This window comes from Pseudoduganella sp. (genome assembly GCF_041914865.1).
Lineage (GTDB): Bacteria > Pseudomonadota > Gammaproteobacteria > Burkholderiales > Burkholderiaceae_D > Rugamonas.
Map to the genome: position 1 here is coordinate 1 of NZ_JAYSCO010000078.1, position 25,535 is coordinate 25,535.

General features: G+C 64.1%; 24 protein-coding genes. 10 read left to right on the forward strand and 14 right to left on the reverse strand.

Annotated elements, in window-relative coordinates; translation table 11 throughout:
• Positions 1-52: 52 nt before the first annotated feature.
• Complete coding sequence (locus tag ACE3TQ_RS24375; RefSeq protein WP_374585894.1) at positions 53-1,009, reverse strand: helix-turn-helix domain-containing protein; 957 nt, start codon at positions 1,007-1,009, stop codon at positions 53-55.
• Positions 1,010-1,080: 71 nt separating this feature from the next.
• On the opposite strand from ACE3TQ_RS24375, the gene ACE3TQ_RS24380 reads away from it, so the two are divergent.
• Entirely contained in the window at positions 1,081-1,881 is an 801-nt protein-coding gene (locus ACE3TQ_RS24380; RefSeq protein ID WP_374585895.1) for an MBL fold metallo-hydrolase, read from the forward strand.
• Here the strand turns inward: ACE3TQ_RS24380 and ACE3TQ_RS24385 are convergent.
• Positions 1,844-2,077 (reverse strand): TIGR04438 family Trp-rich protein, encoded by a 234-nt coding sequence (locus tag ACE3TQ_RS24385; protein ID WP_374585897.1) that lies wholly within the window; start codon positions 2,075-2,077, stop codon positions 1,844-1,846. The genes ACE3TQ_RS24380 and ACE3TQ_RS24385 overlap by 38 nt on opposite strands.
• Before the next feature lie 114 nt (positions 2,078-2,191).
• On the opposite strand from ACE3TQ_RS24385, the gene ACE3TQ_RS24390 reads away from it, so the two are divergent.
• A complete protein-coding gene (locus tag ACE3TQ_RS24390) occupies positions 2,192-2,503 on the forward strand; it encodes a c-type cytochrome (RefSeq protein ID WP_374585899.1) in 312 nt (103 codons plus the stop codon).
• 100 nt (positions 2,504-2,603) lie between these two features.
• Here the strand turns inward: ACE3TQ_RS24390 and ACE3TQ_RS24395 are convergent, their stop codons facing one another.
• The 7 genes from ACE3TQ_RS24395 to folD all read right to left on the reverse strand — a co-directional run bounded on the left by ACE3TQ_RS24395 (position 2,604) and on the right by folD (position 9,702).
• On the reverse strand, positions 2,604-3,731 hold the full coding sequence (locus ACE3TQ_RS24395; RefSeq protein ID WP_374585901.1) for a branched-chain amino acid ABC transporter substrate-binding protein: 1,128 nt from the start codon (positions 3,729-3,731) through the stop codon (positions 2,604-2,606).
• Between the two features lie 73 nt (positions 3,732-3,804).
• Positions 3,805-4,947, reverse strand: a complete 1,143-nt coding sequence (locus tag ACE3TQ_RS24400; protein ID WP_374585903.1) for a branched-chain amino acid ABC transporter substrate-binding protein — start codon at positions 4,945-4,947, stop codon at positions 3,805-3,807.
• A gap of 70 nt (positions 4,948-5,017) precedes the next feature.
• Positions 5,018-5,428: a hypothetical protein gene (locus tag ACE3TQ_RS24405; RefSeq protein ID WP_374585905.1), complete on the reverse strand. Its 411-nt coding sequence runs from the start codon at positions 5,426-5,428 to the stop codon at positions 5,018-5,020.
• Positions 5,425-5,850 (reverse strand): DNA polymerase III subunit chi, encoded by a 426-nt coding sequence (locus ACE3TQ_RS24410; RefSeq protein ID WP_374585907.1) that lies wholly within the window; start codon positions 5,848-5,850, stop codon positions 5,425-5,427. The genes ACE3TQ_RS24405 and ACE3TQ_RS24410 overlap by 4 nt, the downstream gene beginning before the upstream one ends.
• A gap of 3 nt (positions 5,851-5,853) precedes the next feature.
• The gene (locus ACE3TQ_RS24415) at positions 5,854-6,480 is read right to left on the reverse strand and encodes a DUF4124 domain-containing protein (RefSeq protein WP_374585909.1); all 627 of its coding nucleotides are present in this window, start codon (positions 6,478-6,480) and stop codon (positions 5,854-5,856) included.
• A 9-nt stretch (positions 6,481-6,489) separates the two neighbouring features.
• The gene (locus ACE3TQ_RS24420) at positions 6,490-8,562 is read right to left on the reverse strand and encodes a M3 family metallopeptidase (protein ID WP_374585911.1); all 2,073 of its coding nucleotides are present in this window, start codon (positions 8,560-8,562) and stop codon (positions 6,490-6,492) included.
• 294 nt (positions 8,563-8,856) lie between these two features.
• Complete coding sequence (gene folD, locus ACE3TQ_RS24425; protein WP_342117852.1) at positions 8,857-9,702, reverse strand: bifunctional methylenetetrahydrofolate dehydrogenase/methenyltetrahydrofolate cyclohydrolase FolD; 846 nt, start codon at positions 9,700-9,702, stop codon at positions 8,857-8,859.
• Positions 9,703-9,790: 88 nt separating this feature from the next.
• Between folD and ACE3TQ_RS24430 the strand changes: the two genes are divergently transcribed.
• Together ACE3TQ_RS24430 and ACE3TQ_RS24435 are read left to right on the forward strand one after the other, a co-directional pair.
• Complete coding sequence (locus tag ACE3TQ_RS24430) at positions 9,791-10,534, forward strand: AAA family ATPase (protein ID WP_374585914.1); 744 nt, start codon at positions 9,791-9,793, stop codon at positions 10,532-10,534.
• Positions 10,535-10,578: 44 nt separating this feature from the next.
• Positions 10,579-11,490 carry a hypothetical protein gene (locus ACE3TQ_RS24435; RefSeq protein ID WP_374585916.1) on the forward strand — a complete coding sequence of 304 codons (912 nt, stop codon included), beginning with the start codon at positions 10,579-10,581 and terminating at the stop codon, positions 11,488-11,490.
• 6 nt (positions 11,491-11,496) lie between these two features.
• Here the strand turns inward: ACE3TQ_RS24435 and ACE3TQ_RS24440 are convergent, their stop codons facing one another.
• Positions 11,497-12,579, reverse strand: a complete 1,083-nt coding sequence (locus ACE3TQ_RS24440; RefSeq protein ID WP_374585918.1) for a sensor histidine kinase — start codon at positions 12,577-12,579, stop codon at positions 11,497-11,499.
• A 214-nt stretch (positions 12,580-12,793) separates the two neighbouring features.
• On the opposite strand from ACE3TQ_RS24440, the gene aceE reads away from it, so the two are divergent.
• Genes aceE through lpdA form a run of 3 tightly spaced genes read left to right on the forward strand, consistent with a single transcriptional unit; the run spans position 12,794 to position 18,995 of the window.
• A complete protein-coding gene (gene aceE / locus ACE3TQ_RS24445; protein ID WP_374585920.1) occupies positions 12,794-15,490 on the forward strand; it encodes a pyruvate dehydrogenase (acetyl-transferring), homodimeric type in 2,697 nt (898 codons plus the stop codon).
• Positions 15,491-15,511: 21 nt separating this feature from the next.
• On the forward strand, positions 15,512-17,194 hold the full coding sequence (aceF, locus tag ACE3TQ_RS24450; protein WP_374585922.1) for a dihydrolipoyllysine-residue acetyltransferase: 1,683 nt from the start codon (positions 15,512-15,514) through the stop codon (positions 17,192-17,194).
• Between the two features lie 10 nt (positions 17,195-17,204).
• Positions 17,205-18,995 carry a dihydrolipoyl dehydrogenase gene (lpdA, locus tag ACE3TQ_RS24455; RefSeq protein WP_374585924.1) on the forward strand — a complete coding sequence of 597 codons (1,791 nt, stop codon included), beginning with the start codon at positions 17,205-17,207 and terminating at the stop codon, positions 18,993-18,995.
• A 53-nt stretch (positions 18,996-19,048) separates the two neighbouring features.
• On the opposite strand, the gene ACE3TQ_RS24460 is transcribed toward lpdA, so the two are convergent.
• From ACE3TQ_RS24460 to ACE3TQ_RS24475, 4 genes are all read right to left on the reverse strand, one after another.
• On the reverse strand, positions 19,049-19,777 hold the full coding sequence (locus tag ACE3TQ_RS24460) for a transposase (protein ID WP_374585926.1): 729 nt from the start codon (positions 19,775-19,777) through the stop codon (positions 19,049-19,051).
• Between the two features lie 105 nt (positions 19,778-19,882).
• Complete coding sequence (locus ACE3TQ_RS24465) at positions 19,883-20,209, reverse strand: DUF3144 domain-containing protein (RefSeq protein WP_374585928.1); 327 nt, start codon at positions 20,207-20,209, stop codon at positions 19,883-19,885.
• A 94-nt stretch (positions 20,210-20,303) separates the two neighbouring features.
• Positions 20,304-20,486 carry a hypothetical protein gene (locus ACE3TQ_RS24470; protein ID WP_374585930.1) on the reverse strand — a complete coding sequence of 61 codons (183 nt, stop codon included), beginning with the start codon at positions 20,484-20,486 and terminating at the stop codon, positions 20,304-20,306.
• A gap of 85 nt (positions 20,487-20,571) precedes the next feature.
• Positions 20,572-21,216, reverse strand: coding sequence for a TetR/AcrR family transcriptional regulator (locus tag ACE3TQ_RS24475; protein ID WP_374585932.1), 645 nt, complete (start codon positions 21,214-21,216; stop codon positions 20,572-20,574).
• Between the two features lie 150 nt (positions 21,217-21,366).
• Between ACE3TQ_RS24475 and ACE3TQ_RS24480 the strand changes: the two genes are divergently transcribed.
• Genes ACE3TQ_RS24480 through ACE3TQ_RS24490 form a run of 3 tightly spaced genes read left to right on the forward strand, consistent with a single transcriptional unit; the run spans position 21,367 to position 25,474 of the window.
• Positions 21,367-22,467 (forward strand): HlyD family efflux transporter periplasmic adaptor subunit, encoded by a 1,101-nt coding sequence (locus ACE3TQ_RS24480; RefSeq protein ID WP_374585934.1) that lies wholly within the window; start codon positions 21,367-21,369, stop codon positions 22,465-22,467.
• Positions 22,468-22,475: 8 nt separating this feature from the next.
• The gene (locus tag ACE3TQ_RS24485; protein WP_374585936.1) at positions 22,476-24,038 is read left to right on the forward strand and encodes a DHA2 family efflux MFS transporter permease subunit; all 1,563 of its coding nucleotides are present in this window, start codon (positions 22,476-22,478) and stop codon (positions 24,036-24,038) included.
• 14 nt (positions 24,039-24,052) lie between these two features.
• Positions 24,053-25,474: an efflux transporter outer membrane subunit gene (locus ACE3TQ_RS24490; RefSeq protein WP_374585938.1), complete on the forward strand. Its 1,422-nt coding sequence runs from the start codon at positions 24,053-24,055 to the stop codon at positions 25,472-25,474.
• Positions 25,475-25,535 lie beyond the last annotated feature (61 nt).

Sequence of the window (25,535 nt, forward strand, 5' to 3'; positions counted from 1 at the left end):
ACTATGCGCTTCGCGCATAGTTTGTCCGATTGTCAGACCTGACCCCGAATTTTCACCTGCCATAGGCGAGCCGGTATTGCGTTGGGGTGAGCCCGGTCAGCTCCTTGAACATGCGGCGCATGCCGGCGTCGCTGCTGAACCCGAGCTCGGCGCTTATGCTGGCGGCGGGCGCGCGCGTGTAGACCAGGCGTTCGCTCACCTGCTTCAGCTTGATGCGCCGGATGTAGGCGGCGGCCGCCATGCCGGTGGCCGCCAGTACCTTGCGCGCCAATGTCCTTTCCGTCGTGTGCAGCGCGGCGGCGATGTGCGCCAGGGTCGCTGCGCCGGCCGGCGTCTGCTCGGCCACCATGTGAAGCTTGCGCATCAGGCTGTCCTTCTGTTCGATCAGGTCCAGCGTGTGGAAGGCGAGGTGCGTCCTTTCCTCCGGTCGCGGCAGTACCATCAGCCGGGTCAGCTCGCGGAACGCTTCCTTGCCGAGTTGGGTTTCGATTACGGCCTGCACCAGCGGCAGGTAGCCGTTGACGCCGGAAGCCGTCGCATTGCGCGGGTTGACGGCCAGCGTGCGTTCGAACTGCCAGCGTACTGCGGGAAAGCGCTCGGTCGCGAAGTCGGCCAGCCACCAGGTGATGGTGGCGGCCTGCCGGTCCAGCCGGCCGCTGGCGGCGGCCAGGCAGACGCCGGTGCAGTAGGACCACAACTGTACCTTGCGCGGCAGGCTTGCCAGCGCCGCCAGCAGGGCGGTGCTGGCGCTGAGCGTGCGCGCGGCCTGGCCGTGCGACTGGCTCCAGAATCCGGGCAGCAGCACCGCATCGAGCGCCGCATCCGCCAGCGCCTGCGCGGCCTCCAGCTGCTGGCCGTGCGCGCACTCCACTTTGCCCGGCTGCTGGGCGACGAACAGCGGCTCGAACAGCGTCCTTCCGGCGCGTAAATTGGCTGCGTGCAGCAAATCCATGGCGGCGAACAAACCGGCGGGCAGGCAATCCGGGTACAGCAGCAGTCCGATACGCATGGCTGGAAATGGATGGAATGTGTCAGTTCTCGCCATTGTAGGACGGGCTGGCCGGGGCCACAATCTACCGCATGAAAATCACTCAACTCCGAAACGCGACGGCCCTCATCGAGCTCGGCCCGCACAAAATCCTGGTCGACCCGATGCTGGCGCAAAAAGGCGCGCTGCCGCCGCTCAAGCTGCTGGGCGAGCGGGTGCGCAATCCCATCGTTGACCTGCCGCCCTTGACCGACGCGCTGCTGGCGACAGTCACGCACTGCCTGGTCACGCATTGCCAGAAGGGGCACTTCGACCACCTGGACCGCGCCGCCAAGGCGTGGCTGCGGCACACGCAAATCCCTGTCGTCTGCACGCCGCACGACGCGGCGCACCTGCGCCAGCGCGGCCTGAACGTGCAGCCGCTGGCGCCGGGCCACCAGGCGCCGCAACCGTTCCTGGGCGGCCGCATCCGCACCGTGCGCTGCCGCCACGGCAAAGGACTGGTGGGCCTGATGATGGAGCACGGCGTGGGCTATTTCATTGAGATGCCGGGCGAACCGAGCCTGTACCTGTCGGGCGACACCATCCTGACGCAGGACGTGCTGGACTTCCTGGCGCAGCATCAGCCCGAGGTGTGCGTGGTGCCGGCTGGCGGCGCCCGCTTCGACCTGGGCCACGAAATCATCATGGGAATAGAAGAGGTATTGCAGTTCGCCGCAGCCACGCGCGGCATGGTGCTGGCGAACCACTTGGAGGCGCTGAGCCACTGCCCGGTGTCACGGGCGGCGCTACAGGCAGCGGCACAGCGCGCCGGCCTGGCGCACCGCCTGCAGGTGCCCGCGGATGGGCAAACCCTTACTTACGCTTCTGCAGGTCTTCGAAGTTCTTTTTGACGCGGTCTTTGCGGCGCTGTTCGTCGACGTCGTGGGCTTTGCGTTTGTCGAGGCCGAGGATCGGTTCGATGAACTCGAACCACACGAAACCTACCCCCATCACGGCCACGATCCACCACCATGACAGCTCGGCGAATTTCCAGACTTCAAAGTACTTCAGCGCCACCAGGGCGATGATCAATAGAATAATTGGCATGGATTTACACTCCTTAGTATTCCATCATAGCAATATCCAGCGGTGGGTCAACCCATGCTACGCAGCGTGCGTTGTGGGGTAGAATTGTGGCAGTTTTTTCCCTGGAGATGAAAAATGAAACGTTCCCTGATGGTTGGTTTCCTGGTTGCCGCGGCTTTCTCGTCGCAGGCCGCTTTCGCTAACGCTGACCTGGCAAAGGCCAAGAACTGCATGGCTTGCCACGCAGTCGCCAACAAGCTGGTTGGCCCGGCATTCAAAGATGTCGCCGCCAAGTACGCCGGCCAGAAAGACGCGGAAGCCAAGCTGGTGCAGAAAGTGATCAAAGGCGGTTCCGGCGCCTGGGGCGCGGTACCGATGCCAGCCAACCCGCAGGTGAGCGAAGCCGACGCCAAGACCCTGGTGAAATGGGTCCTGTCGCAGAAATGATCTAATAATGAAGAATGGGGAACTAAAAAATGGGGACGTACCCCATTTTCGCTCTGCGAAAAATAGGGTACGTCCCCATTTTTTAGTTCCCCATTTTTTTTTACTTGATGACTTCCAGGCGCGTTTTCTTGTCGCCTTTGTAGCCGAATAACGTCAGTGCGCCGTCCTTGATGTCGCCCTTGGCGTCAAACGCGATCTTGCCGCTGATGCCGTCGTGCTTGACCTTCTGCAGGAAGGGCAGGTATTTGGCCGGGTCGGCCGACTTGGCTTCTCCCATCGCTTGTGCCATCGCCATTACCGCATCGTATGCGTACGGGGCGTAAATCTGTACTTCGTAGCCGTAGCGCTTCTTGAAGCGGGTGCCGAATTCGGCCAGCTTCTTTTCCTGCTCCGGGGTGACGCCGCCTGCTTCGGCGCACACCACCACGTCGTCGGCGCCGCCCGACAGTTTCGGCAGCGCTTCGGTGCAGATGCCGTCGCCGCCCATCAGTTTGGCTTTGATGCCGAGCGCCTTCATCTGGCGCAGCAGCGGGCCGCCGACCGAGTCCATGCCGCCGAAGAACACCAGGTCGGGGTTCTTGGCGCGGATGGCGGTGAGGATGGCGTTGAAGTCGGTGGCTTTGTCGGTGGTGAACTGCTTGTCCACGATCTGCACGCCGGCTGCTTTCTTGGCTTCCTTCAGGAACTCGTTGGCTACGCCCTGGCCGTAGGCGGTGCGGTCGTCGATCACGGCGATGCGCTTGGCGGCCAGCTTCTGCGTGGCGTATTTGCCCAGCGAGCTGCCCAGCTTATTGTCGTTGGCCACCACGCGGAAGGTGGTGTTGAAGCCCTGGTTGGTGTACACCGGGCTGGTGGCGGAGGCGGAAATCTGCGGGATGCCGGCGTCGAAATAGATTTTCGAGGCCGGGATCGAGGTGCCGGAATTCTGGTGGCCGACCACGCCGTTGACCTTGTTGTCGACCAGTTTCTGCGCGGCCGAGGTGCCTTGCTTGGGGTCGCCGGCGTCGTCTTCCGCCATCATCTCGAACTTGACCGGCTTGCCGTTGATCTTGAAGCCTTTGGCATTCAAGTCTTCCACCGCCAGGCGCACGCCGCTCTGGGTGTCCTTGCCCAGGTGGGCCGACTGGCCGGACAGCGGGCCGGCGTAGCCGATCTTGACCACTTCCTGGGCGCTTGCGGCTCCAGCAAAAGCCAGCGCGATGGCGGCGATGATGGTTTTGGTTTGCATTGCTACTTTCTCCTGAAACGAAAAGGGCCGCCAAGCTGGCTGGCGGCCCACGGGCTCCCCCCGGTATTCGTACTTACTTCACTACTTCCATCTTGGTCTTGTTGCCGCCCTTGTAGGTGAACAGGGTCAGCGCGCCGTCCTTGATGTCGCCAAACTGGTCAAACTCAATGGCGCCGGTAACGCCCTGGTACTTGATCTTGGCCAGCACCGGCAGGTATTTGGCCGGTTCGGCCGAATTGGCCTGCTGCATGGCGGCGGCCATGGTCATGATGGCGTCGTACACGTACGGCGCATACAGCTGCACTTCCTGGCCGTACTTCTTCTTGTACTTGGCGCGGAAGTCGTCCATGTTTTTCTGCAGCTCGGCCGGCACGCCGCCGGCTTCGGCGCAGGTCACCACGCCGTCGGCGGCAGCGCCGGCGGACAGGCGGTACAGGGCATCGGTGCAGACGCCGTCGCCGCCCATGAATTTGGCGTTGATGCCGAGCGCCTTCATCTGGCGCAGCAGCGGTCCGCCGACCGAGTCCATGCCGCCGAAGAACACCAGGTCGGGGTTCTTGGACTTGATGTTGGTCAGGATGGCGTTGAAGTCGGTGGCGTTGGCGTTGGTGAATTCCTTGCCCACCACCTGCACGCCCGGCAGGGCCTTCTTGGCGCCCTTGACGAATTCGTCGGCCACGCCCTGGCCGTAGGCGGTGCGGTCGTCGATCACGGCGATCTTTTTCACGCCCAGCTTCTGCACGGCGTAGGCGCCCAGGGTGCCGCCCAGCTTATTGTCGTTGGCGACCACGCGGAAGGCGGTGTTGAATTTCTGCTTGGTGTACACCGGCGAGGTGGCTGCCGGGGAAATCTGCGGGATGCCGGCGTCGAAATAAATCTTGGAGGCCGGGATGGTGGTACCCGAATTGAGGTGGCCGATCACGCCCTGTACTTTGGCGTCGACCAGCTTCTGTGCCGCCGTGGTGCCCTGTTTCGGGTCGCCGGCGTCGTCCTCGAACTGGACCACGAATTTGACTGGCTTGCCGCCGATCTTGATGCCTTTGGCGGCCAGGTCTTCCACTGCCATGCGGGCGCCATTCTCCATATCCTTACCCAGGTGGGAGTTGGGGCCGGAAACCGGCGACACATGGCCAATCTTGATGGTGTCCTGGGCGAAGGCGCTGCCGGCGAAGGCCAGGGCGATGGCGACAGGAATGAATTTACTCTTGAACTGCATCGGGGGTCTCCAGTCAAAAATTCACGTACGCCAGAAAATACAGCAAAAACCCCGAATGGCAAAGAGGGAATTATTTCCGGCGGCTGGAATTGGCCTGGAGGTGGGTGATTTCCTGTTGTACGGCGCGCGCAACGATCTTGCCGATGGTGTCGTGCAAGCCTGCGCGGATTTCCAGCGTCAGGGTGTGCAGGGCGTGGTCCAGCACTTCGTGGATGCTGTCCTTGATGCGCTGCTCGAGCACGAAATCGACGCGGCTCGACAGCTGCTGCAGCACGCGCTCGGCCAGGCGGCGCTCCAGCGCCTCCCATGCGTCGGCGTCGTCCAGCGGCGGCAGGGCAGGGGCGCCGGCATCGTTGGCGGGCGCCGGGTGCGGGGCCGCTTCGGCGGCGCTGCGCGCGGCGGCTGGCGCGGCCGGCGCCGGCGCCTCGTCGCGCATGATTTCGGTCAGTACCGGGATGCTGGCGTCGAAAGCCTGGTTCATTTCTTGCCTACAGTGAGATGTTTGAGCGGGAAATCCTGTCGTTTGTAAGCAGCATAACGCAGGCGGCCCGCCGCCGCATCCTCCTCGTCGGTGGAGATGACTTCGATCAAACGCGGGAAGGCCTCGAACTGGGCCGGCGCGCGGCGCGCCAGGTTGACCAGCAGGCCCGCTTCCGGCAATTCGGTACTGTCGCTGTCAGCCAACACAATGGCGGAATCGGGCGCCAGCGGGTCGTTGGCGTGGGCATGCGGCAGGAAGTCGGTGGCGGAGAAGGTCCACAGGGCCTGGTCCAGGGCGGCCAGCTGCGCCACGTCCTCCGTCATCACGACGATGCGCGGGGTGCTGGCGTAGGCTTTGCGCAGCAGGCGGCAGGCATAGGCGACCTTGTCCGGCACGCCGCTGTGGAAGTCGATTTGCGTCATAGATCAGAAGCGGAAGTTTTCTGGGGCGTTCTGCGGCGTGTCGCGTTCGCGGCGCGCTTTTTCGGCGGCGGCGGCGGCTTTGGCGGCATCGGCCTTGGCGCGCGCGACTTCTTCCGGGCTTGGCGGGCGCGGCGGCGCGGCCGGCGTCGGCGCCGGGTTGGCATAGCCGGCGGGCAGCATCTTGGTGGGCGGGTAGCCGGCCTCGGTCAGCACGCCATCCCAGGTCGCCGCTTCGAAGCCGAGCTGGCGCGTGCGGCCCACCAGCAGCATCGGCAGTTCGCCGTTGCTGCCGGCCTTGCGCAGGGCGTCATGGTCGTCGTCGCTGCTCACGGTCTTTTCGCGGTAGGGAATGCCGCGCGTGAGCAGCAGCTGGCGTGCCTGGTCGCACGGCGCGCATTTGGCCGAGGTGTACAGCACCACCGGGCGCGCCCGCACCACTTCGGCCAGCTCCTGCGGCAGGTCGACGCTGCCGGTGCCGCCGCTGCCGTAGTTCTTCACTTCGGCCTTTTTGGCGGAGGCGGGCGGCGGCGTTTCGGTGAAGTGGGTGACGCCCCGTTCGTCCTTCCACTTGTACATCTGGGCGTGCGCCGCACTGGCGGTCAGCAACAAAAGCAGGACAGCGCGTTTCATGCAGTCTCCTTAAGCAGCCATGCCGCTGTGGCGCAGCAGGGCATCGATGGTCGGCTCGCGGCCGCGGAAGGCGGTGAACGATTCCAGTGCCGGGCGCGAACCGCCGACGGCCAGGATCTCCTGCTGGAAGCGTTTGCCGGTATCGCTGGACAGCTTGCCGCCGTCCAGTGCAGCCGCTTCTTCGAAAGCGGCGTAGGCGTCGGCCGACAGCACCTCGGCCCACTTGTAGCTGTAGTAGCCCGCAGCGTAGCCGCCGGCAAAGATATGGCTGAACGAGTGCTGGAAGCGGTTGAAGGCGGGCGGGATGATCACGGCGAACTTGCGGCGCACTTCGTCGATCACATCCTGCACGGCTTTGGCGCCGCCCGGCTGGAAGTCGTAGTGCAGCAGCATGTCGAGCAGGGCGAATTCCACCTGGCGCAGGGTCTGCAGGCCGGACTGGAAGTTCTTGGCCGCCAGCATGCGGTCGTACAGGGCGCGCGGCAGCGGCAGGCCGCTCTTCACGTGGGCGCTCATGTGCACCAGCACATCCCACTCCCAGCAGAAGTTTTCCATGAACTGCGACGGCAGCTCGACCGCATCCCACTCCACGCCGGAAATGCCGGACACCGCCAGCTCTTCCACCTGGGTCAGCATGTGGTGCAGGCCGTGCCCGAATTCGTGGAACAGGGTGATCACTTCGTCGTGCGTGAACAGCGATGGCTGCAGTTGGCCGTCCACTTCCAGCGGCTCGGTGAAGTTGCAGGTCAGGTAGGCGACCGGGGTTTGCAGCTCACCGTTCTTCAGGCGGCGGCCGCGCGCATCGTCCATCCAGGCGCCGCCGCTTTTGCCTTCGCGCGCGTACAGGTCGAGGTAGAACTGGCCCACCAGCTTGCCGTCGCGCTCGATGCGGAAGAAGCGCACGTCCTTGTGCCATACCGGCGCGCTGTCCGGCTTGATGCTCACGCCGAACAGGGTTTGCACCAGCTTGAACAGGCCGTCGATCACCTTGTGCTCGGGGAAGTACTGCTTCACTTCCTGCGCCGAGAACGAGTACAGGTGCTGCTGCAGCTTTTCGGAGGCGTACGGCAAATCCCACGACTGCAGGTCGTCGATGCCCAGTTCCTTGCTGGCGTAGGCTTGCAGCTCGGCCAGGTCCTTCTCGGCGAAGGGGCGGGCGCGTTTGGCCAGGTCTTCCAGGAACTCGATCACCTGTTCCGGCGACTTGGCCATCTTCGGCACCAGCGAGACTTCGGCGAAGTTCTTGTAGCCGAGCAGGTTGGCTTCTTCGGCGCGCAGTTTCAGCAGGGTGGCGATGTTGGCGGTGTTGTCCCAGTCTTCGCGCTTGCTGAAGGCATCGCCCAGCTCGGAAGCCTTGGTGGCGTTGGCGCGGTAGACCTTCTCGCGCAGGGCGCGGTTGTCGGCGAACTGCAGGATCGGGTAGTAGGACGGGAAGTGCAGGGTGAACAGCCAGCCTTGCTTGCCTTCCTTTTCGGCCAGCGCCCTGGCGGCGGCCTTGGAGTCGTCCGGCAGGCCGCGCAGTTCGGCTTCGTCCTCCACCAGCAGCTTCCAGTCGTTGGTCGCGTCCAGCACGTTCTCGCTGAAGCGGGTGCTGGTGGCGGCGTGTTCTTCCTGGATGGCGGCGAAGCGTTCCTTCTTATCTTCCGGCAGTTCGGCGCCGCCCATGCGGAAATCGCGGATGGCGTTGTCGATGATGCGCTGGCGCGCCGGCGACAGGGTGGCGAATTCGGCGCTGGCGCGCAGCGCTTTGTATTTGGCGAACAGCGCTTCGTTCTGGGCCAGGGCGGTCCAGAATTCGGTCACTTTCGGCAGGTTTTCGTTGTAGGTGGCGCGCAGTTCGGGCGTGTCGACCACGTTGTTGAGGTGACTGACGATGCCCCAGGCACGGCCCAGCAGCTCGGTGGCGTTTTCAAGCGGGGTGACGAAGTTGTCCCAGCTGATGTTGTCGCTCGGGGCTTCCAGCTCGGCTACCGCGGCGCGGTTCTGCGCCAGCAGCTGCTCGATGGCGGGGGTGACGTGTTCGGGCTTGATCGCGTCGAAGCGCGGCAGGCCGCTGAAGTCCAGCAGGGGATTGTCGGTCATTTTTTAACCCTTAAAAGCGGGGTCTGACCCATAGGGTCAGACCCCTGGTACACAAGCGTTGTCGGTGTCGGTTCTAAGCCCTTGATGTTCGGCGAAGATCAAAGGCGCACAACCAAAACCACATGCTGCTGAGCAGACGGGGTCTGACCCAAGGGTCAGACCCCGGTGTTCATGCATCTCGGTGTTGGGTCTGGGTCTTTGAACTTCTGGAAAAGTCAAAGGCGCACAACCAAAACCACTTGCAGCTGAGCAGACGGGGTCTGACCCTGTGGGTCAGACCCCGCTTTACCGGGTTTAAGCCCGCTCAGCCGACTCAATAGTATTCATCAGCAGCATGGTAATGGTCATCGGACCCACACCACCCGGCACCGGGGTGATATGCGAAGCCACTTCCTTGATGCCGGCAAAATCCACGTCGCCGCACAGCTTACCGTTCTCATCGCGGTTGATACCCACGTCGATCACGATGGCGCCTGGCTTTACCATATCAGCAGTCAGGGTATTGCGGCGGCCCGTTGCGGCCACCACGATATCGGCCTGGCGGGTGTGGTAACCCAGGTCCGCGGTGCCACTATGGCAGATGGTGACGGTGGCGTTGGCTTGCAAGAGGAGCAGGCCCATTGGTTTGCCAACGGTGTTGGAACGGCCGATCACCACCGCGTGCTTGCCCTTCAGGTTGACGCCGGTCGATTCGATCAGCTTCATGCAGCCGTACGGGGTGCATGGCAGGAAGCCTTCCAGGCCGGTCATCAGTTCGCCGGCGCTCAGCACCGAGTAGCCGTCCACGTCCTTCGAGGTGGCGATGGCCTCGATCACCTTGTGCGGGTCAATGTGCTTGGGCAGCGGCATTTGCACCAGGATGCCGTGGATCGATGGATCGGCGTTCAGGGTGGCAATGCGCTCGAGCAGGGCGGCCTCGGTCATGTCTGCCGGGTACTGTTCTTTCACCGAGCGGATGCCGGAGTCTTCGCAGGCCTTGACCTTGTTGCGGACGTAGACATGGCTGGCCGGGTCGTCGCCGACCAGGATCACGGCCAGGCCTGGCTGTTTGCCCTTGGCGGTCAGTGCGGCGGCGCGGGAAGCGATTTCGGCGCGCAGTTTTTGGGAGAGCGCTACTCCGTCGATCAGTTGTGCAGACATGATTGCTTGGATTGGTGGAATGGAAAGCCGCCATTATAAATGGTGGCGGCTTGCCATGCTTCGCTGAAAATTGCTATATTGGTAACAAATGATCTCCTACCAGTTCCTGCTCGACGTCCAGCTGCGGCCCGACAAGGCGCCCGACTTCTCGGCCTTTCCGTTTTGCCTGCCCGCCGTGCGCCATCTCGGCAAGCTGGAATTCGATCCGGCGGTGACCTTCATCGTCGGCGAGAATGGTTCGGGCAAGTCGACCCTGCTGGAGGCGCTGGCGGTGGCGCTGGGCTTCAACGCGGAGGGCGGCAGCAGGAATTTCAACTTCGGCACGCGGCAATCGCACTCCTGCCTGCACGAGTACTTGCGCGTGGGGCGCGGCGTGCGCAAGCCGCAAGACGGCTACTTCTTGCGCGCGGAGAGCTATTTCAACGTGGCGACGGAGATCGAGCGGCTGGACGAGGGCCCTGGCGGTCCGCTCGTCATCGACTCCTACGGCGGCCGTTCGCTGCATGAGCAGTCGCACGGCGAGTCCTTCATGGCGCTGCTGGAAAAGCGTTTCGGCGGCAAGGGCCTCTACATCCTGGACGAACCGGAAGCCGCGCTATCGCCGCAACGCCAGCTGGCCGCGCTGAAGCGCATCGACCAGCTGGTGCAGGCCGGTTCGCAACTCGTGATCGCGACCCATTCGCCGATCCTGATGGCCTATCCCGAAGCCTCGATCTACGTCTGCACCCCGAACGGCATCGTGCAGCGCGCCTACGAAGACACCGAGCATTACCAGGTCATGCAGGACTTCATGGCCAACCCGCGCGGCACGCTGAAGCGGTTGCTGTCCTGAGCCGGACGCCCATGGCCGCTCCCATACCGGGGTATGATGTGGGCATGAAAACGATGGGGACAATCGCGCTGGCCGCCGCGCTGCTGCTGGCAAGCCTGGCGCTGGAAGCGCGCGCGGTGGATGCCGTGATCTTCGACCGGGCCGCTTCGCCGGCCGATTACCGCCGCGAGTATTCGCGCGCCCTGCTGCAGCAGGTGATGGAGCGCACCGTGCCGCAGTTCGGCGCTTACAGCATCGACTATGCCGACGCCCATATGGAGAGGCCGCGCCTGCTGGAGGCCTTGAAGCAGGGGGCGCTGGTGAACGTTACCGCATATCCGGCCGATGCCAAATGGCTCAAGGCTTTGCTGTCGGTGCCGGTGCCCACCGATATGGGCCTGCAAAGCTGGCGCATCGCCCTGATCGACGCGCGCCATCAGGAAAAGATGCGCCGGCTGGCGTTGCCGGACGGCCTGAAGCAGCTCACCGCCGGCGTGGGCTCGGTATGGGTGACGCGCGCCGCGCTGCGCGACAACGGCTTCCGCCATGTCACCGGCAGCAACTACATCGGCCTGTTCAACATGCTGATGGCGGGCCGCTTCGACTACTTCCCGCGCGGCGTGAACGAGATCTTCCAGGAGTACGACCTGCGCCGTGCCGCCTTCCCGCAACTGGCGGTCGAAGACAGCATCGTCCTGCACGACAACATCCCTTCGCTGTTCTTCGTCTCGCCGCGCCACCCGCGCCTGCACCAGCGCATTTCGGCCGGCATGGAGATGCTTCTGCTGGATGGAACGCTGGAGCGTTTCGTGCTGCAGCACCACCGCGCCTACCTGCAGCGCGCCAAACTGTGCCAGCGGCGCCGTATCGAGCTGCCCAACCGCGACATCGACCAGGCCATGCTGGCCCGCAAAGCACTGTGGCTCGACCCGTTCGACCCGCGCCACGGCTTCTGTCCGGCGGCGGACAGGCGCTGAGCGCATTCAGGTCGGCATGCTCCAGCGCGGCAGGCTGATACTCAGGGTCAGTGGCAGCTGGTTGCCGCTGTGGACGGTGATACTGCCGTGCATGCCCGCCACCATGCGGCTGGCCATGGCCAGCGACAGTTGCTGCGGCGCCGGCAGGGCGTCCACGCCGGGGCATGCGATGTCGATGCGGATGTAGGCGCCGCTGGCGTAGGCGTGCATCGCCACTTCATTGCCGGCCTGGGTGGCCTGGATGGCGGCCTGCAGCAGGCCGATGACGGCCGCTTCCAGCGCCTCGCGCAGCCCTTTCACTGCCAGCGTTGGGTCCACTGCGGACAGCACCAGGCGGCGCGACTGGGCTGCACCCGACATATCGACGGTTTCCTTCAGTTGCTGCATGAAGGCGTGGAGCGGGAACAGGTCGAGCAAATCATCGGTGGTTTCCTGCTGCTCGGCGGCGCGCAGCATATCGTCCACCAGCCGGCCGAGGCTGAGCAGGCTGCGCTCAAGGATGGTGCCGGTGGTGCCGCCCAGCGGCAGCTCACGCGCCTTGAGGGCAGCGACAGCCAGTGTCGCCGTCCCCAGCTGGTTGCGCAGCTCGTTGCCCAGGGTTGCCAGGCGCTGGTTCTCCGCGCTGTCGCGATGGCTGGCGGCGCTGGCATCGCGCTGGTAGCTGAATTCGGCCACCGCGCTGGCGATGGCGTTATCCAGGCAGCGGTTCAGCAGGCGGTATTCGGCCACGCCAATGCTCAGGGCTTGCTGCAGCGCCCGTTCCACGATGGCCTGGCAGATGTCGCCGTAGCTGTGCACCACGTCCGATACGGTGAAGCCCAGCTCCTGCATGGCGCGCCCTTGCACGGCGGCGACCGATCCCACCGTAAATTGGCTGGGAATGCCCAGGTTGTTGCCGGAAATGTGCTCGCTGGAGTGCTGTTCCTGGCCGGCCAGTTCGAGGCGCAGCGATTCGGCCAGCTGGTCGAGGAACAGGCTGATGCCCTGGTCGGTACGCTCGTCGGTGCCGGCCCGGGTGCGCGCGGCGCGGTACTGCTTGCAGCGGTTGAGCAGCCAGTCGCGGTTGCTTGTAATGAATTCGTACAGCATGGCGTCGCTCCCAATAATTAAATGTCAGTCTAAATCCGCTGGGCGGGCGCACGCTTGGCCATATTTCACAATACGGAATGTTTTTCCGTAATTTGAAAAACAAAGGATTCGCTGATAGAATCCTTCACACTTAGCCAAAGTCTTAGTAAATAATCACCTGCACCGTCCGGAGACATACAGGGTGGCGCGCCTCAATCGATAGGAGACTAGATACATGTCAGCTCAACTTGACCAGGTCACGGCACAAACCGCCAACGATCCTGATGCACAGGAAACCAAAGAATGGCTGGAGGCGCTGGAAGCCGTCCTGGAAAACGAGGGCCCCGAGCGCGCCCACTACCTGATGGAGCGCCTGGTTGACCTGGCCCGCCGTCGCGGTGCCGATATCCCGTTCTCCGCCAATACCGCATACGTCAACACCATCCCGGCGCACAAGGAAGTGCACTGCCCGGGCAACCTGGAATACGAGGAGCGCCTGCGCTCCTGGATGCGCTGGAACGCCATGGCCATGGTGGTCAAGGCCAACCGCGCCGACGGCGACCTGGGCGGCCACCTGTCCTCCTTCGCCTCGCTGGCGAACATGCTGGGCATCGGCTTCAACCACTTCTGGCGCGCGGAAAGCGCGGACCACGGCGGCGACCTGCTGTACATCCAGGGCCACTCGTCCCCAGGCGTCTACGCGCGCGCCTTCCTGGAAGGCCGCCTGACCGAAGAGCAGCTGCTGAACTTCCGCCGCGAAGTGGACGGCAAAGGCCTGTCCTCCTACCCGCACCCGAAACTGATGCCGGAATTCTGGCAGTTCCCGACCGTGTCGATGGGCCTGGGCCCGCTGATGGCGATCTACCAGGCGCGCTTCCTGAAGTACCTGCACGCGCGCGGCATCGCCAACACCGAAGGCCGCAAGGTATGGGCCTTCTGCGGCGACGGCGAGATGGACGAACCGGAATCGATGGGCGCGATCGGCATGGCCGCCCGCGAACAACTGGACAACCTGAACATCGTGGTCAACTGCAACCTGCAGCGCCTGGACGGCCCGGTGCGCGGCAACGGCAAGATCATCCAGGAACTGGAAGCGGACTTCCGCGGCGCCGGCTGGAACGTCATCAAAGTCATCTGGGGCCCGGGTTGGGACAACCTGCTGGCACAGGACAAGGACGGCATCCTGCAGCGCGTAATGATGGAAACCGTGGACGGCGAATACCAGAACTACAAGGCCAAGGATGGCGCCTACGTGCGCAAGCACTTCTTCGGCAAGCATCCGAAGCTGCTGGAAATGGTCGCCAATATGTCGGACGACGACATCTGGCGCCTGACCCGCGGCGGCCACGACCCGCACAAGATCTACGCCGCATTCAAGCAGGCCAACGAATCGGTCGGCAAGCCAACCGTGCTGCTGGTGAAGACCGTCAAGGGCTTCGGCATGGGCAAGTCCGGCGAAGCGCGCAACACCGCGCACCAGACCAAGAAGCTGGACGACGAGGCGATCCGCGAAATGCGCGACCGCTTCAACATCCCGATCCCGGACGACAAGCTGGCCGAAATCCCATTCTTCAAGCCGTCCGACGACGCGCCTGAAATCAAGTACCTGCACGAGCGCCGCAAGGCCCTGGGCGGCTACCTGCCATCGCGCCGCACCAAGGCCGACGAGCAACTGGTGGTGCCGGGCCTGGACGCCTTCAAGGCCGTGACCGACGCGACCCCGGAAGGCCGCGAGATTTCGACCACCCAGGCCTTCGTGCGTATCATCACCGCGCTGCTGCGCGACCAGTCGCTGGGCCAGCGTATCGTGCCTATCCTGGTTGACGAATCGCGTACCTTCGGTATGGAAGGCCTGTTCCGCCAGATCGGTATCTTCAACCAGCAAGGCCAATTGTATGAGCCGGTCGACAAAGACCAGGTGATGTACTACCGCGAAGACAAGGCCGGCCAGATCCTGCAGGAAGGCATCAACGAAGCGGGCGGCATGAGCTCGTGGATCGCTGCGGCGACCTCGTACTCGACCAACAACCGCATCATGATCCCGTTCTTCACCTACTACTCGATGTTCGGCCTGCAGCGCGTTGGCGACCTGGCATGGGCGGCGGGCGATATGCGTGCACGCGGCTTCCTGATGGGCGGCACCGCCGGCCGTACCACCCTGAACGGCGAAGGCCTGCAGCACGAAGATGGCCACAGCCACGTGATCGCGGCGACCATCCCGAACTGCGTACCGTACGACCCGACCTTCAGCCACGAACTGGCTGTGATCGTGCAGGACGGCCTGCGCCGCATGGTGGGTGAGCAGGAAGACGTGTTCTACTACATCACCATCATGAACGAGAACTATGCCCACCCAGGCCTGAAAGCCGGCCAGGAAGAGGGCATCCTGAAGGGCATGTACCTGCTGCAGGAAGGCGATAAAGCCGCCAAGCAGCGCGTGCAGCTGATCGGCTCGGGCACCATCCTGCGCGAATCCATCTTCGCGGCAGACCTGCTGAAGAACGACTGGAACATTGCCGCCGACGTGTGGTCCGCTCCTTCGCTGACCCTGGTGGCGCGCGACGGTATCGACTGCGAACGCTGGAACATGGTCAACCCGACCAAGGAGCAGCGCGTGCCGTACGTGACCGGCGCGCTGAAGGACACCACCGGCCCGATCATCGCGACCACCGACTACATGCGTGCCTTTGCTGACCAGATCCGTCCATACATGCCAGCCGGCCGCACCTACAAGGTGCTGGGCACCGATGGCTTCGGCCGTTCCGACAGCCGCGCCAAGCTGCGTGAGTTCTTCGAGGTGAACCGCTACTACATCACCGTGGCTGCCCTGCGCTCCCTGGCGGACGAAGGCAAGATCGCGATGTCGGTGGTGGAAGACGCCATCAAGAAGTACGGCATCGACCCGAACAAGCCAAATCCGGTGACCCAATAATTAGAAGACGGAGCAAACACTATGAGCATGGTTGAAGTGAAAGTCCCGGATATCGGCGACTTCAAGGAAGTTGAAGTCATCGAACTGATGGTCAAGGTGGGCGACACGATCAAGGTCGACCAGTCGCTGGTGACCGTTGAATCGGACAAGGCGTCGATGGAGATCCCTTCGTCGCAAGCAGGCGTCATCAAGGAAATCAAAGTGAAGGTGGGCGACAAGGTCGCCGAAGGCTCTTTGCTGCTGATCGTGGAAGCCGACGGCGCCGCCGCTGCCCCGGCCGCTGCCGCTGCTGCCCCCGCCGCCGCTGTGCCGGCAGCCGCACCTGCCGCTGCGCCTGCGCCAGCCGCTGCCGCTGCGCCTGCGCCTGCGCCGGCCGCAGCCTCCGCCGGCCCGGTCGAAGTGAAGGTGCCGGACATCGGCGACTTCAAGGAAGTGGAAGTGATCGAGCTGCTGGTCAAGGTCGGCGACACCGTCGCCAAGGACCAGTCCCTGATCACCGTCGAATCCGACAAAGCCTCCATGGAAATCCCATCGTCGCACGCCGGCGTGGTGAAGGAAGTGAAGGTCAAGGTAGGCGACAGGGTTGCTGAAGGCTCGCTGGTGCTGATCGTGGAGGCCGCCGGTGGCGCCGCCGCCCCAGCCGCCGCGCCGTCCGCCGCCGCATCGGCGCCAGCGCCGGCTGCTGCACCTGCCGCCGCGCCGTCCAGCGCCACCGCAGCCGCAGCGCCCGCAGCACCGGCTGCGGCGCCAGCCCCTGCCGCGAATGGCAAACTGGCCCACGCCTCCCCATCCGTGCGCAAGTTCGCCCGTGAACTGGGCGTGGACGTCACCCGCGTCGGCGGCACCGGCCCGAAAGGCCGCGTGACCCAGCTGGACGTGCAGAACTACGTCAAGGGCATCATGTCCGGCGCCGCAGCCGCACCGAACGCCGCGCCAGCGGCCGCCGGTGGCGGTGCAGGCCTGAACCTGCTGCCATGGCCATCGCTGGACTTCAGCAAGTTCGGCGAAACCGAACTGTCGCCGCTGCCGCGCATCAAGAAGATCTCCGGCCCGAACCTGCACCGCAACTGGGTGATGATCCCGCACGTGACGCAGTTCGAAGATGCCGACATCACCGACCTGGAACAGTTCCGCGTCGACAGCAACGCAGCCAACGCCAAGAACAAGGACGCCGTCAAGCTCACCATGCTGGCGTTCGTGATCAAGGCCTCCGTCACCGCGCTGAAGAAGTTCCCGCACTTTAACTCCTCGCTGGACGAGAAGGGCGAGAACCTGATCCTGAAGAAGTACTACAACATCGGCTTCGCCGCCGACACGCCGCAAGGCCTGGTGGTACCGGTGGTGAAGAACGCCGACCAGAAGTCCGTGACCCAGATCGCCAAGGAAATGGGCGAACTGTCGCTGGCCGCGCGCGAAGGCAAGCTGAAACCGACCGACATGCAAGGCGCCTGCTTCACCATCTCCTCGCTGGGTGGCATTGGCGGCACCGCCTTCACCCCGATCGTGAACGCACCGGAAGTGGCGATCCTCGGCCTGTCCAAGTCCTCGATGAAGCCAGTATGGGACGGCAAGCAGTTCGTGCCGCGCCTGATGCTGCCGCTGTCGCTGTCCTACGACCACCGCGTGATCGACGGCGCATCCGGCGCACGCTTCGCTGCATACCTGGCCGAAGTGCTGGCCGATATGCGCAAGATCCTGCTGTAAGGAGAGCGCGATGATCGAAGTTAAAGTACCGAACATCGGCGACTTCAAGGACGTTGAAGTGATCGAACTGCTGGTCAAGGTTGGCGACACCGTCAAGGTCGACCAGTCCCTGGCCACCGTCGAATCCGACAAAGCCTCGATGGAAATCCCATCGACCCACGCCGGCGTGATCAAGGAAATCAAGATCAAGGTCGGCGACAAGGTCAACGAAGGCTCCGCGCTGCTGATGCTGGAAGAGGGCGCCGGTGCCGGCGCCGCCACGCCAGCCGCCGCCCCGGCTCCCGCCGCCGCGGCACCCGCACCGGCTGCGGCGCCAGCCCCGGCCGCGCCGGCTGCGCCAGCGGTGGCGCCGGCTGCCGGCGGCTACGCCGGCCAGGTCGACATCACCTGCGACATGATGGTGCTGGGCGGCGGTCCTGGCGGCTACTCCGCCGCCTTCCGCTCCGCAGACCTGGGCATGAACACCGTGCTGGTCGAGAAATACGCGACCCTGGGCGGCGTCTGCCTGAATGTCGGCTGCATCCCATCGAAAGCCCTGCTGCACCTGGCCGCCGTGATCGACGAGACCAGCCACATGGCCAAGAACGGCGTCACCTTCGCCAAGCCCACGGTCGACATCGACCAGGTGCGCAGCTACAAGGAAGGCGTCATCAAAAAGATGACCACCGGCCTGGCCGGCATGGCCAAGATGCGCAAGGTGAACGTAGTGCAGGGCGTAGGCCAGTTCCTCAGCCCGAACCACATCGAAGTCACCGCAGCCGACGGCAGCAAAAAGGTCGTGCAGTTCAAGCAAGCCATCATCGCCGCCGGTTCCAGCGTGGTGAAGCTGCCATTCGTCCCTGAAGACAACCGCATCGTCGACAGCACCGGCGCGCTCGAACTGCGCTTCATGCCGAAGAAGATGCTGGTCATCGGCGGCGGCATCATCGGCCTGGAAATGGCCACCGTGTACAGCACTTTCGGCGCGCGCATCGACGTGGTCGAAATGATGGACGGCCTGATGCAAGGCGCCGACCGCGAAGCCGTGAAAGTCTGGCAGAAGTACAACGAAAAGCGCTTCGACCGCATCATGACCAAGACCAAGACCGTCGGCGTGGAAGCGCTGCCGGAAGGGATCAAGGTCACGTTCGAAGCCGCCGAAGCCGGCGCCACCGCACCAGAGCCGCAGATTTACGACATGGTCCTGGTCGCAGTCGGCCGCAGCCCGAACGGCAAGAAGCTCGCAGCGGATAAAGCCGGCGTGATCGTCACCGACCGTGGCTTCATCAACGTCGACAGCCAGATGCGCACCAATGTGCCGCACATCTTCGCCATCGGCGACATCGTCGGCCAACCGATGCTCGCGCACAAAGCCGTGCACGAAGCCCACGTCGCCGCCGAAGCAGCGCACGGCGAGAAGGCCCACTTCGACGCCAAGATCATCCCATCGGTGGCCTACACCGATCCGGAAGTGGCATGGGCCGGCATCACCGAAGACGAAGCCAAAGCCAAAGGCATCAAGGTCGAGAAAGGCCACTTCCCATGGGCAGCCAGCGGCCGCGCGGTCGCGAACGGCCGTGACGAAGGCTTCACCAAGCTGCTGTTCGACGCCGAGACCCACCGCATCATCGGCGGCACGATTGTCGGCACCCACGCCGGCGACATGATCGGCGAGATCGCACTGGCCATCGAAATGGGCGCCGACGGCATCGACATCGGCAAGACGATTCACCCGCACCCGACCTTGGGCGAATCGATCGGCATGGCCGCCGAAGCCTACGAAGGCGTCTGCACCGACCTCCCGCCCCCACGCAAACGCTAAAGCAACTTTTGTCCGCCCTGGGGTCAGGAAGAAAAGTGGACATTTCTCTGTAGTTATCGCGCAGCTTCGGCTGCGCGTATTCTTTGTACTGTCTTGGTCGATACCTGGAAGTGCTTGGCGATCTCGGCCGGGCTGTAGCATCCCGCCTGCAGGGCCTGGGCAATGGCTTGCTGGCGGTCCAGCTTGCCATTGGGCGCGGGCAGGGGCGGTGGCTTGAGCGGGTCGCGTCCGCCAATACCGGCCGCCACGAACTCGCAGAAGGCGCCGATGCGCTCGCGATCGGTCTCGCCATGGAAGCGCTGGAGAATGGTTTCCGTATCCAGCCAGGCGGGTGGCGCGGCAAGTCCGGCGGTGGCCCGATAACTGCTCCAGCCCCATTCGCCGGCGCCAGCCACCAGGCCTGCGCGCACCGGGTTCAGCGGGATGTAGCGCGCCAGTTCCAGGAAATGCGACTCGTCCTCCAGCAGCACCGAATGGAAGCGCCCCTGCAGCACGTGCCCGCTCAACTCATGCCGCACATTGAACGCCTGCGCGTACAGGCAATTAATGTAATGCATAGCCTCCGACAGGTTGGTGATCGGGGTCTCCACCAGCATGTGGTAGTGGTTCGGCATCTGGCAAAACGCATGACAGGCGAAGCCGAAGCGCTCGGCCGCCCGCTCGACAATGGACTGCCAGCTCAGGTAGTCGAACTTGTCGCGGAAGATGTTGGCCTTGCGGTTGCCACGCGCGGTGACGTGGTGCAAAGCGCCAGGGAATTGGGTGCGTGGTGGTCGGCTCATTCACCGACGATAGCACTCCAAAAATGCGGCAATCTGATCTAGATCAGACCAAAGACGGGGCCGGAGGAAAAATGTCCACTTTTCTTCCTGACCCCAAAGTGGACATTACTTCTGCAGGCGGTATTGCTCGAAGTTCTGGTTGTAGTCGGCCCAGTTGTCGTCCAGCATTTTGGTGAACTGTTCGATGAAGTAGGCTTTGGCTTCTTCCTTCTTGGCGTTGAAGGCTTCCGGCTCGCCGTTGGCGCGGGCGACCAGGAAGGTGTTGTAGCGGGCGGCGGCGAAGATCAGGGAGGCGCCAACCAGCTGCGGTGCGCCGCGGTTGCTGGCTTCGTGGGCGTTGGCAAGCGCGATGTAGGCGTCGATGTTCTCGAAGAACTTCTGGTCGTCGATTTTCTGCTGTTCGTTCAGTTGCTGTTGCTGTTGGTCGCTCATGTTCTACTACCAAAAAATTACATTAGGGGCGGTCATCCTGACACAGGACGCGCTTTGCTGCAATAAAAAACCGGGCTTTCGGCCCGGTTTGTTGTCAGCTCGCTATGAAGCGCTCTGGTATTTCAATGCCGCCGCTATTGGCAGCTTCCGCATAGGCCTTGAGTTCGTTGATCGCCGCGTCCAGGTGTTCCTTGTTCGGGTTTTCCTGGAAGCCTTTGATGCGCTCATTGATCGTGGCGACTTTCCTGCTCCATTCGAGCCGATCGACCTTGCTCATACATCCTCCTACTGTAGTTATGTTTTTCAGGAGTCCAGTATCGGGCAGCGGGCCAAGCCCGCACCGTGCGCTGCCGCACACAGGCTCAGCGCTTCAGCACGCCGTGCAGGAAGAGGTCGACGCCTTGCTCGATTTCCTCAGGCGTGGTGGCCACGCCGCAGCGCGAGTCGAACAGGAAGCGGCGCAGCTGGTCGCCCATCAGGCAGTTCATGAAATAGACGGCCAGCCGCTCGGGCGGCGCCGGGGTGTCGAGCTGGGCGCTGATGTCGGGCCGGGCGAAGTAGCGTGCCAGCAGTTCGCGCGTCTGGCGCGGGCCGGCGTCCCAGAATGCTTCCGCCAGGTCGGGATTGGCGTGCGCTTCGGCCACCACGATCTGGTACAGCGCGGTGGCGCTGGGCGTGCTGACCAGGCTGTGGAAGCGCATGCCGAATTCCAGCAGGGTGTCGCGGATAGGGCGGTTCTGGCTTTCCATGCCGATCGGCTCGAAGGCGCCGGCGCGGTAGCGCAGCAGGATGGCCTTGAGCAGGCCGGCCTTGCCGCCGAACTTCACATAGATGGTGCGCACGGCCACCCGTGCTTCCTTGGCGATGGCTTCCAGGCTGACCTTGCTGTAACCCTTTTCCAGGATCAGGCGTGCTGCCGTATCCATCAGGTCATTCAGGCGTGCCTCGGCCTCGGCGGCCTTGGGGCGGCCGGCTTTGACTGGCTCAGGGAGTTGTTCGACAGACATGATTGAAAACCGTACGTAATGCCCGGAGGCTATCAGATACGAACACTTTATTCCAATTTAAAATGAAATGCAATCGTTTCATTTCTTGACTTTCGTCATGGCTTGACGAATAATGCAATGAACTCATTTCATTTTTAGGGAGCTTTCCCCATGTCCCAGCACAACCAAGCTGAACAAAAAGTGCTCAGCGCCGTCCCGGCGGCTGCTACCCCTCCCAACCGCCGCGTCCTGGTGATTGCCGGCCTGATCGCCCTGGCAGCGCTGGTGGCTGGCGGCCGCATGTGGTACCGCAGCCATCACTATGTGGAAACCGAGAATGCCTACGTCGCCGGCCACGTGCATCCGGTGTCGGCGCGCATTGCCGGCGTGGTGACCAAGGTGCTGGTGGACGATAACCAGCTGGTGAAGGCGGGCGATGTGATCGCCGAACTCGATCCTTTCGACCAGCAGGTGAAGGTGGAGCAGATCCAGGCCCAGATCGCCAGCGTGCAGCAGCAGATCCTGCAGGCCGACGCCCAGGTGGCGCAGGTGAACGCGCAGGCCAGCGCCGCCGCCGCGCAGATCGCGCAGTCGCAGGCCAACCTGGTGCGTGCATCGCAGGATGCGGAGCGCTACGGCCAGCTGTACACCAGCCAGATGAAGGCTGTCTCGAAAGCCGAACTGGATGCCGCCAACGCCGCCCGCGCCAGCGCCACCGCCGATGTGGCGGCGCGCAAGGACAGCGCCGCCGCCGCCAAGGCGCAGATCGGCGCCGCCACGTCCGCGCGCGAGGTGCTGAAGGCGCAAGTCAAGGTGCTGCAGGTGCAGCTGAAGGACGCGCAGCAGCAGCTGGCCTACAACCGCATCCTGGCGCCGGTCACCGGCCGCGTGGGCAAGCGCAACCTGGAAGTGGGCCAGCGCGTGCAGCCGGGCCAGCAGCTGGTGGCCCTGGTGCAGGACAATGTCTGGGTCACCGCAAACTTCAAGGAAACCCAGCTGGCGGACATGCGCGTGGGCCAGCAGGTCCACTTGAGCATCGATGCGCTGCCGGGCAAGGAACTGGTCGGCCGCGTCGATTCGTTCTCGCCAGCCTCCGGCGCGCAGTTCGCGCTGCTGCCGGCCGATAACGCCACCGGCAACTTCACCAAGATCGTGCAGCGCGTGCCGGTCAAAATCACCCTCAAGCCGGAAGACCTGAAAGCCTACGAGGGCCGCCTGGTGCCGGGCATGTCCGCCATCGCTGAAGTCAATATCTCGTCGAACGCAAAATGAGCGCCCCAATGACGGTGCCTGAAGGCCCGGTCTCCGCCCGTACCTGGATCGCCGTCGCAGCGGGCATGCTGGGCGCCTTCATGGCGGTGCTGGACATCCAGATCACCAACTCCTCCCTGCGCGACATCCTGGGCGCGCTGAACGCCACGCAGGAAGAGGGCTCCTGGATTTCGACCGCCTACCTGGTGGCCGAGATCATCGTGATCCCGCTGACGGCGCTGCTGACGCGCACCTTCGGCCTGCGCGGCTACATGATGGGCACCACCGCCTTGTTCCTGGTCTTCTCCACCCTGTGCGGCGCGGCCTGGAACCTGGAAAGCATGATCCTGTTCCGCATGATGCAGGGCTTCACCGGCGGCGCGCTGATCCCGATGGCGATGACCCTGGTCATGGCCAAGCTGCCGGCCTCCAAGCGCGCGGTCGGCATGGCCATTTTCGGCCTGACGGCAACGCTGGCGCCCTCCATGGGCCCGACCCTGGGCGGCTACCTGAGCGAGCTGTATGGCTGGCCGTCGATCTTCTACATCAACTGGGTGCCGGGCCTGCTGCTGATTGCCGGCGTGGCATGGGGCCTCGATCCGGAAGAGCGCAAGCTGAAGGAGCTGCTGAACGCCGACTGGCTGGGCATCGCCTTCATGGCGCTGGGCCTGGGCTGCCTGACCATCTTCCTGGAAGAGGGCAACAGCAAGGACTGGTTCGAGTCGGGCTTTATCATCACCTTCGCCGGCCTGGCGCTGGTGGGCCTGCTGGGCTGGGTGGTAACGAGCGCCATGCGCCCGCAGCCTTTCGTCAACCTGGGCCTGTTCGCGCAGCGTAACTTCCTGGTCGCTTCCGCGCTGGCGGCGGTGATGGGCATGGGTTTGTACGGCTCGTCGTTCCTGCTGCCGCTGTACCTGGGCCAGATCGCCGGCTACTCGCCGATGCAGATCGGCGAAGTGATCATGTGGGCCGGCTTGCCGCAGCTGTTCATCATGCCGTTCGCGGCCAAGCTGTCGATGAAGGTCGATAACCGCATCCTGTGCTCGATCGGCCTGGGGCTGTTCGGCGTGTCCTGCATCATGAACGGCTATATGGATGCCACCACCGGCTACGACCAGCTGCTGCTGTCGCAGGTGGTGCGCGCGCTGGGCCAGCCTTTCGTCATGCTCACGCTGTCGAACTTCGCCATGAACGGCATTGCGCCGAAGGATACGCCGTCCGCCTCCAGCCTGTTCAACATGATCCGCAACCTGGGCGGCTCGATCGGCATCGCCCTGCTGGCGACCCAGCTGACGCAGCGCGAGCACTTCCACTCGGCGCGTCTGGGCGAGGCGGTGAACGGCTTCTCCGCCGCCACCCAGCTGCGCCTGGACCAGCTGACGCAGAATTTCATCAGCAAGGGCTTCGACCCGGTCACCGCGGCCGACAAGGCGCTGAAGGCGGTGGATGGCATCGTGCGGCGCGAATCGTATGTGATGGCCTATAACGACGGCTTCCTGATCGTGGGCGGCATCCTGCTGTCCTGCATCCTGATCCTGTGGCTGTCCGACAAAGTCAAATCGCCCTCGGGCGGCGGCGCTGGTGCGCACTGAAAGAGAGAAAGACTATGAACATCAAGATGATTGCAATGGCAGTAAGCGCAGCGGCCGTGCTGGCCGGCTGCGGCACCGTGGGCAGCGACTTCAAGGCCCCGGCCGACGTGAAGGAGCAAGCGTTCCGCCACGCCGCGCCTGGCGCCGCCAGCGAAGCGCAACTGCCGGCGCAGTGGTGGACCGTGTTCGGCGATGACACGCTGAACCGGCTTGAGCACCAGGCCCTGCGCGACAGCCCGACCGTGAAGGCGGCGGCGCAGCGCCTGTTCCAGGCCGAAGCGCAACTGGGCCTGGCGCGCGCCAGCCAGCTGCCTTCCGTTACTGTGAGCACGGGCGTTTCCAACTCGCGCACCTCGGCCAATACTTCGCAAGGCATCGCGCTGGGCCATCGCTCGATCCACGGCAACAACTACTCGGTCGCCGCCGGCTTCTCGTATGAGCTGGACCTGTTCGGCCGCGTGCGCCGCGCCGTGGAATCGGCCGACGCGCAAGCCCTGGCCGCGCGCCATGACCGCGACGGCGTGCTGTTGCTGCTGTCCTCGCAGATCGCCACCACCTACTGGCAGCTGCGCGGCCTGGATGCCGAAATGGCCATCCTGCGCGGCGCCCTGGCCACCCGCAAGGAAACCGAAGAACTGGTGAACGCCCGCTTCAACGCCGGCCTGTCGAATGAACTCGATACGTCGCGCGCCCGCATCGAACGCGCCAACGCCGAAGCCGACCTGGAAGAAGTGCAACGTCAGCGCAACACGCTGGAGCACGCGCTGGCCGTGCTGGTGGGCGCCTCGCCGAGCAGCATGCAGCTGCCCGCCGCCGCAGCCACTGAGCTGCCGGCGCCGCCGGTAATTCCGGCCGGCCTGCCGGCCAGCCTGCTGTCGCACCGTCCCGACCTGGCAGCCAGCGTCGCCACCCTGCGCGCGACCAATGCCAATGTCGGCGTGGCGGAAGGCGCGTTCTACCCATCGCTCAGCCTGACCGGCAATTTCGGTTTCGCATCGGAGAGCCTGGGCGACATCAGCAAAGGTGGCTCGCGCGTCTTCAGCGCCGGCCCGCTGGCACTGTCGCTGCCGATCTTCGACGGCGGCCGCAACCAGTCCAACCTGACCGCCGCCAAGGCGCGCTACGAAGAAGCCGTGGCCAACCACGAAGGCAAGCTGCTGACCGCGCTGCGCGAAGTGGAAGACGCCCTGTCCGACCTGCAGCAGCGCACCCAGCAAGGCAAGGCGCAATTGACGTCGCGCCAGGCCGCCAGCCGCGCCTACGACGTGGCCCGCGCCCGCTACGAGCGCGGCATCAGCACCTACCTCGACGTCACCGACGCCCAGCGCAGCGCCCTGGCCGCCGACCGCGCCGCCGCGCAAATCAACACCCAGCGCCTGCTCGCCACCGTCAGCGTCGCGCGCGCCCTGGGCGGAGGCTGGCAAGCCCAGCAATAAAAAAATGGGGACGGAAAAAAATGGGGACGTACCCCATTTTTCGCTGCGCGAAAAATGGGGT